We start from the raw sequence: 10,941 nt of genomic DNA on the forward strand, positions 1-10,941 counted from the left end.
CGCATGCACTCAAGTCTTTTAATTTTCATTGCACAATCTTCAAAAGAATCACTGCAGCCTTAGCTGGGCCTGGGTCGGGTACATGAAGCTGCGCAGTTCAGAAATCACATTGGTATCAAGAAAAAACATCAGGAGAAGTCCGCAGGTTTCGCAAGGTCACGCGAGCGAGATGTCTCAAAATCAGCGTCAGCGATACCCGGCATTGCCAACAAATCAGCAATCTTCTTGTGGCTTCCGGTAATACGCTGGTAAAGCTCGATGCTCATAAGCACATGAGCCGGTCGACCTCGGTCAATGATGAACACCGGCCCATTATTTGCGGCTCGTTTTGCCTCACTCGCTCCTTGGTTGAACTCACGGCTTGATATGCTGGTGATGGCCATAGCGGCACCCCGGTGAACACGAAAAATGTAGATATGTTCTTACATCAGAAAGCCAGATGCAAGCACAGCAGCAGCTATGGCCGAGTTTTTTGATGTAGATGCTCGGACGACCTTTTAGTTTGGTGCGTTGATGTGCGGGATCAATGTGGCTGCATCATCCGGTCGTTCAGCCAATCTAGGGCAACGCCACAATACGGGGATATTGCCAGCGTTGTACTCAATCGTGATTTTTATCACGGGCATTTCGTTGATAAAGGCATTGCTTTGCGAGACATCCAGCACCGTTGCCTTGACGCTTGGGCTATCTTGATGTGTCAGGAAACACGAGCAACATTTTCCGTGTAGTCGACTTCAATTTGTCTTGCGGTTTCGGATAGCGCCTCCAAAAGTGCTTCTTTAGCGCCAGCCTCTTTCATGGCCGACGTCAAGAAAATCACATTGAGTGACACCATGGCTTCGCCGTTGGCATTGCATATCGGCACGGCATAGCCACCAAATTTCGGCTCTTCGGCCCACTCGCCAAAATTTGATGCGTATCCACGTGCACGGGTCTGCTTAACCAACGCTTTGATAAACCGGGGATCACGGGCCATGGGTTCGTTGGTTTCTGGATGGCTTGCCAGCATTTGCATTATTGTTTCACGGGCTGCGTCGGACGTATGGGCGATATAAGCCCGTCCGGCCGCAGTGGTCAGCATAGGCAAGCGCCGGCCCGGCATCCCAGGATGGAAGGATAAGCGACTGTATGGTCTGGTTGAAACTCTTACCACCATCTCATCGCCCTCCGGAGCCACCAGAGAACACGGCCAAATCATTTTCTGGGAAAAGTTGCGCATATGCGGCCAGGCCACTTCAGTAACCAATGTTGTGTCACGGTAGCCGTAGCTAAGCTGTTGCACACGGAATGTCAGCTTATAAATATTGGTCGCAATATCGTGCTCGACGTAGCCGGCCTGCTTGAGGGTTTCAAGCAGGCGCTTGACGGTGGTTCTGTGCTGGCCGGTCTTTTTGGCCAAATCGCTGATGGTGCCGCTGGCGTTAGCGCTTCGGTTCATCTCGGTCAACAATTCCAAGCCTTTGACCAGAGACTTATTCAACCGATAGGTAGACGACACTTCTTCGAGCGGAGGCATGGCGGATATCCTGTAAATACTAGGACATTGAAGCAGGAATTCTCGTATTCTGCCACTGACGCCATAGCCGGCAAATGCTTCGGGTGTGCTGGTAGAAACTTCAAACGCATAGCCGCTCAAAAAATCTTTAACCTCTTGCGAGTGGTGTCCAACCCAGCCTTCTTGGCAAAGATTGCCATGGCCAGATGATGCGCCGGAAACCAAGATAAGCGGAGAACGCACAAATTGGGCTCTAGCGAGAATACGATGAGTCAGTGCGCCAGGAAGTCCAGAACCAGGCGATTGAAGGCATCGGCGTGTTCCCATTGCGCCCAATGGCCGCACTTATTAAATATATGCATCTGTGCATTGGGAATATTTGCCAAGGTGCGCAGGCCTACATCCAGAGGAACGAATCGGTCATTGCGGCCCCATATGATCAACGTTTCCGCCTTGATCTCGTCCAGGCGGTGGCCATAATCGGTGAATTGCTTGGGGAAGTTTTCAACGCTTTTGACGAAGTTTTCCAGATGGTCCCGGCGGGCCATGATGTTATTCAGACGCTGCTGGTACAGATCTTCGCTCAAGCTGCTGACGTCATAAACAAAGACCGCCATCATGCGTTTCAGGTTCTCGATGGTGGGATCACGGTACAGTTGCCCAATCAGCTTGATACCTTCGGCCGGCATAGGTGTAAACAGGCTGGGGCCGCCTGTTCCTCCGCCCATGAGGACAAGCTTGTCAACCCGTTTGGGATTGTCCAGTGCGAAGGCCGATGTGCTATGCGCGCCCATCGAATTGCCAAGGATATGGACTTTTTCAATATTCAATCCATCAAGCAACCCTTTCAGGCAGCGTGCGTTCAAGTCCGAGCGTGAGCCATTGCAAACAACGGGGTCGCTCTTACTCCATCCTGGGCAGTCCATAAGCACCACCCGGTAGCCTGCTGCAACCAGTGGGTCAATGTTGCGGTGAAAATTTGCCCATCCGCTTGCCCCCGGTCCGGAGCCGTGCAGCATGACGACGGTTTCGTCGCCCTGGCCAATGTCGTTATAGTGAATGGACAGCGCTTTGCCTGCCTCCTGAATACTGATGAATTTGCTGGTGTTTTCTTCGGTAAATATCGCCATGTCAGGTCCTTTCGAGTATGGGATGGTCAAGCCGCTTCCTGTTGCTTTATCAGATCAAGCGCGACGTCAACGATCATGTCTTCCTGTCCGCCAACCATGCGTCTGCGTCCCAATTCAACCAGGATGTCCACAGTTTGCAGGCCATACTTTTGAGCTGCGGCCTCGGCGTGGCGCAGGAAAGAGCTATAAACGCCGGCATAACCTAAAGCCAGAGTTTCCCTATCGACACGAACAGGACGGTCTTGCAATGGGCGTACGATATCGTCAGCGGCGTCCATCAGCTTGTATAGATCGGTGCCATGTTCCCAGCCCAAGCGCTCTGCCGCGGCAATAAAGACTTCCAGGGGAGCATTGCCGGCGCCTGCGCCCATGCCGGCCAGCGATGCGTCCACGCGGGTCGCACCTGCTTGAACCGCGGCAATGGAGTTGGCAACACCCAGGCTCAGATTGTGATGAGCGTGAATGCCAATGACCGTTTCGGGCTTGAGAACATCGCGAAACGCGCGGACACGCGCCGATACGTCATCCATGTTCATGGCGCCACCTGAATCCACCACGTAGCATACCGTTGCACCATAGTCTTCCATCAGCTTCGCCTGCTGAGCTAGCCCTTCTGGACTATTCATGTGGCTCATCATCAGAAATCCGACTGCCTCCATGCCCAGCTCTCGGGCATAGGCGATATGCTGCTTGGAGACGTCGGCCTCCGTGCAATGCGTCGCTACACGCACGATGCGCGCGCCAGCGTTATAAGCAGCCTTCAGATCGTGTACCGTACCGATGCCGGGCAGGAGCAGAGTAGCAATCTTGGCGTGTTTGACGACATCGGCTACCGCCTCGATCCACTCCAGATCGGTATGGGCGCCAAACCCGTAGTTGAAGCTTGAGCCTTGCAGCCCATCACCATGTGCAACTTCGATGGAGTCAACTTTTGCATCATCCAATGCTGCCGCAATCTCTCGTACCTGTGCCACGCTGTACTGGTGACGGATGGCGTGACTGCCATCACGCAAGGTCACGTCTGAAATGTATAACTTGCTATTCATGTCTATCTTTCCTGGAAATGATTCAATGGTCTGCCTTGCTCAGGCTGTGATCTCGGCCAGTGACATGCGTACAGCCATGCGCTCTGCCGTGCGCAAGGCGGCGCTGGTCATGATGTCCAGGTTGCCTGCGTAGGCAGGCAAATAGTGTGCGGCGCCTTCCACCTCCAGAAAGACGGAGGTTTTCAATCCGGACAGGCGACCTACGCCCGGAATGAGCAAATCGTTGACTTGGTCGAATTGCACCTGTTGTTTCAGGCGATAACCAGGCACATATTCCTGCACGGCACTTACCATGTCTTGTATAGACTGAGCGATAGCGTCTTCGTCGCCTGCTTCACTCAAGGTGTAGACCGTGTCACGCATAATGAGCGGTGGCTCGGCAGGGTTCAGAACAATAATGGCCTTGCCTTTGGTCGCCCCTCCCACGCGTTGCAATGCGATAGAAGTCGTTTCTGTGAACTCATCGATATTGGCACGAGTTCCAGGCCCTGCGGACTTGGACGAGATCGAGGCCACGATTTCCCCGTAATGGACCTTGGCTACGCGCGAGACTGCTGCAACCATAGGGATGGTCGCCTGCCCTCCGCACGTGACCATATTGACGTTCAATGCATCCAGGTGCTGCTCGCCATTGACCACCGGTACGCAATATGGACCGATCGCCGCCGGCGTCAGATCCACCATGCGGATCTGGGGCTTCACGCTGCGCAAAAAGGCGTCGTTCTTGATATGCGCGCCTGCGCTCGTTGCATCGAACACAATATCGATATCTGCAAATACTGGCAGGCGGGTCAAACCCTCTACACCTTCATGTGTCGTTGCTACGCCAAGCCTGCCGGCCCGTGCCAGGCCATCGGAAGCGGGGTCGATTCCCACCATGGCACCCATTTCAATGCTCTGGCCATGACGCATGATTTTGATCATCAGATCGGTACCAATATTGCCGCTGCCAATAATAGCGGCCTTCAGTTTTTTGCTCATTTTTTTCTCGCTGTGTGATGTTTGGCGTCATACGCCATAGCCGGTTCAGAACTGCGCACGAACGGTGCCAACGCCAGCGATGCTGGCTTCAAAATGGTCTCCTGCCACGACAGGAACCATGGGGCCCAATGCCCCGGTAAGCACCAGATCTCCGGCCTTCAACGGTTGCCCCAATGAAGCAAGCTTGCGGGCCAACCATACGGCGGCATTAAGTGGGTGACCAAGGCAAGCGGCGCCGGAACCCTGCGAGACGGTCTCGCCATTCCGAGTCATCTGCATGATGCAGGTTTTCAGATCCAGCGCATTGAGCTTGGTCGGAACAGCGCCCAGCACGACCAAGCCGCTGGAGGCGTTGTCGGCCACCGTATCAGTAAAGCGAATGTTCCAGTCGGCTATCCGACTACCCACAATTTCTATGGCGGGCAACACATACTCAACCGCATTGATGACGTCGACCAGGGTGGCATCGACAAGATCAATGTCACGGCTAAGCACCAGCGCTACTTCTGCTTCTGCTTTAGGCTGCATCGTGCGGGACATGGGAATCGGTTCATCGTCGCCAAAGACCATATCCGCGAACAAGGTTCCGAAGTCCGGTTGATCCACTCCCAGTTGCTTCTGGACGGCAAGCGAGGTGAGTCCGATCTTGCGTCCAACGATCCTTCGTCCGCTGGATACCGCGTGCTGCGTATTGAACTGCTGGATGGCATAGGCCGCCGCTGCATCGGGAATCTCGTTGCGTAGCGGGTCAATGGCCGTTCGGGTCTCTTCGGCATGTCTTAATGCCTCTGCCCAGGATTGAATTTGCTGTGGAGTTGCGCTTGTCATGTGATTTCCTTATTCGTGATTCGTGCCTATTGATGCATGAACAGCAGGCCATAGCCGGCGATCAACTCGGGGATGGCTTGGTAGTGACGTATAGCCGTCGTGTTTGCATCAGTCACCGCTGCGCGGGCTATCAGCCAAGTCTTGGACTCATTGGCGGAAAGACCGGCCTCGTGTTCAATGGTCTGCTCAGGTAACGCTACAAGCATGTCAAGGTCGCAGGACTCTATGGCATCCATCCATTGCTTATCCCACTCTGGTGCAAGTGGTTTCATGCTTGATGTGCCGCTGGCCAGCGTCATGCCCGCTGCCATGACTCGGCGGGTTTTGGCATCCGCTTCTTCTTGGCTCGGTGTGCGTTTGACGGTGATTCGCTCGCGTACCGCTGCATCAGGATGGTCCAATGTAGGCACGGGCGGCTCATGTGATAGTCCTCCAGAACCGATGACCAAGGTTCTTTGTGGCAGCGTGTCAAGCCAACTACCCATGCTTGCACCCAACTGTCGACAACGGGCAAGCCGAGGAATGCCCGGTTTGGCAACGGCATTCATGAAGATGGGAATGACGGGAGGGGTATTTAGGTCGTCCCACATGAATTGCAGTGCTTGGGCGAATCCGTGATCAACGAGCATGCGACGGGAAATCGCCGCATCAAAGCCGCTGTCCATCAGATGTTCGCCTAGGGAAAGCGCCAGCGCTTGCGGTACATTCAATGGGCCGGGCGGTGTCAAATAGTCACCCACTGATGTGGCTTGCACCCCCAGACAAAATGGGGGCATGAGCTCATTGAAGAAACCGTTGTAATGATCAGGGCCTATGAGGACGACCAACTCTGGATCAAAGGCTTGCACGAACTTGCGGGTGGCATCAATCGCCTGACGCAAGTGTTGTTCCGTCTGGGCAGGTATTGGGTTCAGGCCGTACAGAGGAGAGTGCGACATACCCAGGAATGCGCGTTGTGTCATGATGGTTAAAGGTCCAGGACCAGTTTTGAAGTTTTTGCACCTGAGCAACAAATCATCATTGTTGTGTTCTCGGCCTGTTCTTCAGGCGTGAGGATAGAATCTCGATGATCTGCCTCGCCGCTGATAATGCGCGTTTCGCAACTGCCGCAAATGCCTTCGCGGCACGAGGTCTGTACGTTTACCCCTGCGGCAGTGACAACCTCAAGAATGGTTTGGCCAGGAGCCACTTGCAGTGTTTTGCCGCTGCGGGCCAGTTCGACCGCAAACCCGCCATCCAATGCCGCTTCAGCCTTGGGAGAAAAGTATTCAACATGCGACCTGTCCCTCAGATGGGCCGTTGCCGTCTCGAAGGCGTTAAGCATGCCGTTGGGTCCGCAGCAATATAGGTGGGTATCCGCGGTTCGCGTCTGTACCAGGTGTGAGATATCCAGGGGCTGCCCTCCTGGAATCTGGTCGAAATGACAATGCAACGCATTGCCACTGGCTTCTGCCAAAGCACGCAGTTCGGATACAAATGCGGCGTGATCGGGCGTTCGAGCGCAGTAATGGAGCTCCCATCGCTTGCCCAGCGTATTCAGGCGTTGAGCCATGGCCATCAAAGGCGTAATGCCTATCCCGCCTGCGATAAAACAGGTATCGGGCGCTTCTTCATGCAAAGGAAAGTGGTTGCGCAAGCCGGTGACCGACACCACGTCACCTTCGTTCAATGCCTCGTGCATGTAGCGTGAGCCGCCCGTTCCCGTGGGCGAGTTATGTACGGCAATCTGATAACAGGCGGTTTCGCTGGGAGCGTTGAACAGTGAGTAGCTGCGTCCCAACCCATTGGCCAAGAGGAGCTCAATGTGTGAACCGGCCGTGAATTCGGGCAATGCGCTGCCCTCGGGGTCAACCAGAGTAAACAAGCGTACATCCTGGGCAACACGCTGTATGGAGGCAATACGCAGTTTGGATGGATAATCATTCATGATAAGGCACACATAATTAAGGGTTTGATCGCCTTCCCAGCCACTATCAGTTCGAATGCCCTTACCCCTTCCTCAAGAGGAATGCGGTGGCTGACAATCGGCGCCAAATCTATTTTGTTGCCGTAGACTAGAGGGGCCGCGGCTTCCCAGGTTGTCCAGAGTCGGCGGCCATGGATGTTGTAGATGGTCGGGCGCCCTTTGCGCCACATGCCAAAATCGAATTCCATGGGGCTGCCGGGGGTCGCACACCACCGCACATCTCCCAGAGCGCCCACCATAGAGAAGCAGTTAAGTGCGCCTTGTGGGTTGCCGGTGTACTCAAATACGACGTCTGCTCCTTCTCCGGCCGTCACCTTGCGTACGACATCATTTGGTGTGTGAGCCAACGGATCAATAACCATATCGGCGCCCATCTGCTCTGCGATAGCACGGCGTAGCGGATTTGGGTCGACGGCAATGACGCGATGCGCGCCGAAATACCTTGCGACTGCCACATTCATCAGGCCGATGGGTCCGCAGCCATTAACGACAACAGTCTGTCCCGATACGCCCGAACCCTCCAGCGCAGCATGCACGGCGATACCCAGGGGTTCCAACAAGGCGGCCATCGCTGGATCTGTACCTGCAGGGTTGACCCAGGCAATAGCGGCTGGCACGGTTACATATTCTGCAAATGTGCCATCAATATCAATGCCTGGATATCGTGTGTTAGGACATACGTGCGATCGACCGGTACGACAAGCCCTGCAGTGCCAGCAAGGTATATGGCTTTCCAGGCTAACCAGCGCGCCCTCAGCAATATGCTTGACGTTCTTACCCACCTGTACGACGGTGCCGCACATTTCGTGGCCAAGCGTAGTCGGCAGCTTGACCCTTTGCGCGAAGGCGCCATAACCGTGGTAGATCTGCATGTCTGTCCCGCAGACACCGGCGCACTGGACCTTCAGCATGATCTCGTCGTCGTCCGGAGTGCGTGGCTCGCACTGGTGTACGGCAAGGCCGCCAGGGCCCGCAGCAACTTTCCTTAATGCCTGCATGACAGTATTCCTTGAAATTTATTGCGGTTCGATCCCGGCATGTTTTGCCGTGTCTACCCAGCGTTCGGACTCATACTTGATCAGTTCTGCAAACTCCGCAGGAGTGGACGAAACAGCAAGCAGCCCCAGGTCCTGGAAGCGTTTCTGTACTTCAGGCCTTGCCAGCACTTCGCCAACGTCGGCGGAAATCTGTTCGCGTATTGCGTCTGGTGTTCCTGCGGGGGCCATCAAGCCAAACCAGAAATCGGCATAAAACCCTGGCGCACCGCTTTCGTCGGCAGATGGGATGTCGGGAGCGATAGGCGAACGCACCTTCGAAGGAATGCCGAGTGCTTTGATTCGTCCGGCTTCAATAAAGGGTTTAGCGCCAACGAGTGTAGATAGCGCAACTTGCACCTCGCCCGAAATGAGTGCATTCAATGTCAGCGCTTCGCCCCGGTAGTTGACGTTTTCAGGTGTGATGCGATTACTTAGAGCAAACTGTTCGAACGCGAGACGGGATGCGCCCCCGAATGCGCCATGAAAAACGGATTCAGGATTCTTTTTGGCGTACTCGATGAATTCGGCCATGTTGCTGACAGGAATCTTCGGGTTTACGGACAGCACGTAGTCGCCTTTTGCAAACTGGGTGATTGGCGTCAAATCCTTGTCGCGATTAAATCCAGGATTCTTCAGAAAAAGATTGATCGTGCCGATTGATACCGGCGTGACCAGCAGCGTATAGCCATCGTTCTTTGCTTGCGCGACAGACAGTGCGCCGATCGAGCCGCTGGCTCCTGGCTTGTTTTCGATGACGACTGGTTGACCCCATTTTTTTGTCAGCAGCTCGCCAAGAATGCGTGTGGCAGTATCAGAAGATCCGCCTGGGGCAAATGGCACGACGAGCTTGATGGGTTGCGACGGAAATTTATCTTGAGCGATTGCGGGCGAAGCTAGCGTTGCTGTACTGAAAGCAAGCAGAGCGCAGCTCGCCCAATTGCGAAACGTATGTTTGAGGATGTTCATTGTCTCTCTCGGTATAGTTCAAAAACAGATCGGTAGGCATGGTCGCTTGTATGGCAACAAGCACCTGCCTTATTGCAGTACGAGGTGGTTCAGATAAGGAAGGACAAGCCGACGATGGGTTGATAGCGGTTCAATAAAACGATCTTCTTCGCAGAAATCTTCCATTCGCCATCAATCCGGCGGGCTTGAATCGAGCACCTTCCGGGGAGTACTCGCATTTCGCCCAAACCGCGCTGGCGCCAGTCCCCAGACCGTACCTCCGTCAGATGCAGACAGAATCGTGCAGTGGCGTTCAATTCGTCGCTCTGCTCGATCTGAATGTTTGTGACCATACGCATCATCAGGGATTTAGGGGTTTGTGCAACGCGCGCTTGATTGACTATCTGCTCGACACGCATGGCCAAACGAATTCTATTGTCGTAAATGATGGACGACTCTTTAAGAGGGTCGACATTTTCATCGATAGGAATCCAGTAGCTGGCGTCCTCGGTGTAGAGGGACAGCCAATCCTCCAGCTTTCCCTCGTCAAGCAGTTCTGCTTCATGCAGGATCAGTGTCTCAATAGGGTGTGTCATGATGGTTCCAAAATCGTTTTATTAAGCTTGTTTGCTCATCATTGAGTGCCATTTGCGCCAGAAAGCTCGTTGCGGCACCTCATCGCTGTAGACACCGATACGTTCGCCGTCGGCCTTAATTTCTTCGTACCCCAGACCGCGGCTTAAGGTGATCCAGTCGAAACCGATCGCATTCAAGGCATGTTGTCCGCCCGCAAACACGTCTATATCGTCCGCTGACAGAATCCCTGCCGTCCCCACGCGAGTCTGGGCATCCAGCATTCGATTGCTATTGATGTCGTCGTGCGCTCCCTCAATCATCAGCGGGTACGAATACACCTCTGTTTCGTCGTGGCTGATGGGCTGAATGACACGAATATTGAAATCAAAGATCACCAGATTTGGGAAAATCAGGAACTGGCGATTATTGAGCACCTCGGCGGCGCCTTCTTCGCCATAGAGCTCCTTGAGCTTGTCGTTATAGGCTTGGCGAACGGCGGGATCAATGCCGCCCGATTCCAGCGGAGCGCCCGCCTCGAGAGTGCCGTGGCCTTCTGGGTAGCCACGGGTATAGCCGCCTGGCCGAACAGCAACATCCAACGCCCGGTTCTCAAAAGAACCATCGAATTTTCGCACCGTATTGAAAGCCGAGCGGTGCACAAATCCTGGATGGTAGCCATCGCAGACGTTCTCTGTCTGGAACTTCCAATTACCTTCATAGCCATACTTATGTGACGTAGTGACCCGATAGGTGCTTCCGGCGGTTCGCTTGAGCCAGATGTCAATGTGCTGCTTGGCGCCGCCCAGAAAGACCTCAAGGTCCTCAACTTCAGTGTTGAAGGAGCCAAAAACCAACCCGCCATACGATGCAATCCGCGGTACGGTTTTTAAATGCTTGCCTGTTTTGTCAAAACAGGCTGGGTAGCGGGCATCGTCAG

At 54.3% G+C, this 10,941-nt stretch carries 12 protein-coding genes; all 12 read right to left on the minus strand.

The features are described from left to right. Positions 1 to 128: 128 nt before the first annotated feature. Positions 129 to 383, minus strand: a complete 255-nt coding sequence (locus tag ABWO67_RS16625; protein ID WP_353153555.1) for a type II toxin-antitoxin system Phd/YefM family antitoxin — start codon at positions 381 to 383, stop codon at positions 129 to 131. A gap of 314 nt (positions 384 to 697) precedes the next feature. Continuing rightward, a complete protein-coding gene (locus tag ABWO67_RS16630; RefSeq protein WP_353153558.1) occupies positions 698 to 1,516 on the minus strand; it encodes an IclR family transcriptional regulator domain-containing protein in 819 nt (272 codons plus the stop codon). A 251-nt stretch (positions 1,517 to 1,767) separates the two neighbouring features. Continuing rightward, positions 1,768 to 2,625, minus strand: coding sequence for an alpha/beta fold hydrolase (locus ABWO67_RS16635; RefSeq protein ID WP_353153561.1), 858 nt, complete (start codon positions 2,623 to 2,625; stop codon positions 1,768 to 1,770). A gap of 26 nt (positions 2,626 to 2,651) precedes the next feature. Then, complete coding sequence (dmpG, locus tag ABWO67_RS16640) at positions 2,652 to 3,671, minus strand: 4-hydroxy-2-oxovalerate aldolase (protein ID WP_353153563.1); 1,020 nt, start codon at positions 3,669 to 3,671, stop codon at positions 2,652 to 2,654. Positions 3,672 to 3,710: 39 nt separating this feature from the next. Beyond that, entirely contained in the window at positions 3,711 to 4,652 is a 942-nt protein-coding gene (locus ABWO67_RS16645; RefSeq protein ID WP_353153566.1) for an acetaldehyde dehydrogenase (acetylating), read from the minus strand. A gap of 45 nt (positions 4,653 to 4,697) precedes the next feature. Continuing rightward, positions 4,698 to 5,480, minus strand: a complete 783-nt coding sequence (gene mhpD / locus ABWO67_RS16650; RefSeq protein WP_353153569.1) for a 2-keto-4-pentenoate hydratase — start codon at positions 5,478 to 5,480, stop codon at positions 4,698 to 4,700. Between the two features lie 26 nt (positions 5,481 to 5,506). After that, complete coding sequence (locus ABWO67_RS16655; RefSeq protein ID WP_353153572.1) at positions 5,507 to 6,442, minus strand: 3-carboxyethylcatechol 2,3-dioxygenase; 936 nt, start codon at positions 6,440 to 6,442, stop codon at positions 5,507 to 5,509. A gap of 5 nt (positions 6,443 to 6,447) precedes the next feature. Further along, positions 6,448 to 7,407, minus strand: coding sequence for a PDR/VanB family oxidoreductase (locus ABWO67_RS16660; protein WP_353153574.1), 960 nt, complete (start codon positions 7,405 to 7,407; stop codon positions 6,448 to 6,450). After that, entirely contained in the window at positions 7,404 to 8,444 is a 1,041-nt protein-coding gene (locus tag ABWO67_RS16665; RefSeq protein WP_353153577.1) for an alcohol dehydrogenase catalytic domain-containing protein, read from the minus strand. The genes ABWO67_RS16660 and ABWO67_RS16665 overlap by 4 nt, the downstream gene beginning before the upstream one ends. 18 nt (positions 8,445 to 8,462) lie before the next feature. Further along, on the minus strand, positions 8,463 to 9,449 hold the full coding sequence (locus ABWO67_RS16670) for a Bug family tripartite tricarboxylate transporter substrate binding protein (protein ID WP_353153580.1): 987 nt from the start codon (positions 9,447 to 9,449) through the stop codon (positions 8,463 to 8,465). Positions 9,450 to 9,538: 89 nt separating this feature from the next. Next, the gene (locus ABWO67_RS16675; RefSeq protein WP_353153582.1) at positions 9,539 to 10,024 is read right to left on the minus strand and encodes an aromatic-ring-hydroxylating dioxygenase subunit beta; all 486 of its coding nucleotides are present in this window, start codon (positions 10,022 to 10,024) and stop codon (positions 9,539 to 9,541) included. A 21-nt stretch (positions 10,025 to 10,045) separates the two neighbouring features. Further along, a partial coding sequence (locus ABWO67_RS16680; RefSeq protein ID WP_353153584.1) for an SRPBCC family protein occupies positions 10,046 to 10,941 on the minus strand: 896 nt, incomplete at its 5' end.

Source organism: Pollutimonas bauzanensis, assembly GCF_040393045.1.
In the GTDB taxonomy this organism is placed as follows: domain Bacteria; phylum Pseudomonadota; class Gammaproteobacteria; order Burkholderiales; family Burkholderiaceae_B; genus Pollutimonas; species Pollutimonas bauzanensis_A.

Bases quoted from the DNA above. Each gene is read 5' to 3' on its own strand.
- ABWO67_RS16625 (WP_353153555.1), bottom strand. From the start codon at position 383: ATGGCCATCACCAGCATATCAAGCCGTGAGTTCAACCAAGGAGCGAGT.
- mhpD (WP_353153569.1), bottom strand. From the start codon at position 5,480: ATGACAAGCGCAACTCCACAGCAAATTCAATCCTGGGCAGAGGCATTA.
- ABWO67_RS16655 (WP_353153572.1), bottom strand. From the start codon at position 6,442: ATGACACAACGCGCATTCCTGGGTATGTCGCACTCTCCTCTGTACGGC.
- ABWO67_RS16660 (WP_353153574.1), bottom strand. From the start codon at position 7,407: ATGAATGATTATCCATCCAAACTGCGTATTGCCTCCATACAGCGTGTT.
- ABWO67_RS16665 (WP_353153577.1), bottom strand. From the start codon at position 8,444: ATGCAGGCATTAAGGAAAGTTGCTGCGGGCCCTGGCGGCCTTGCCGTA.
- ABWO67_RS16670 (WP_353153580.1), bottom strand. From the start codon at position 9,449: ATGAACATCCTCAAACATACGTTTCGCAATTGGGCGAGCTGCGCTCTG.
- ABWO67_RS16675 (WP_353153582.1), bottom strand. From the start codon at position 10,024: ATGACACACCCTATTGAGACACTGATCCTGCATGAAGCAGAACTGCTT.
- ABWO67_RS16645 (WP_353153566.1), bottom strand. From the start codon at position 4,652: ATGAGCAAAAAACTGAAGGCCGCTATTATTGGCAGCGGCAATATTGGT.
- ABWO67_RS16635 (WP_353153561.1), bottom strand. From the start codon at position 2,625: ATGGCGATATTTACCGAAGAAAACACCAGCAAATTCATCAGTATTCAG.
- dmpG (WP_353153563.1), bottom strand. From the start codon at position 3,671: ATGAATAGCAAGTTATACATTTCAGACGTGACCTTGCGTGATGGCAGT.
- ABWO67_RS16630 (WP_353153558.1), bottom strand. From the start codon at position 1,516: ATGCCTCCGCTCGAAGAAGTGTCGTCTACCTATCGGTTGAATAAGTCT.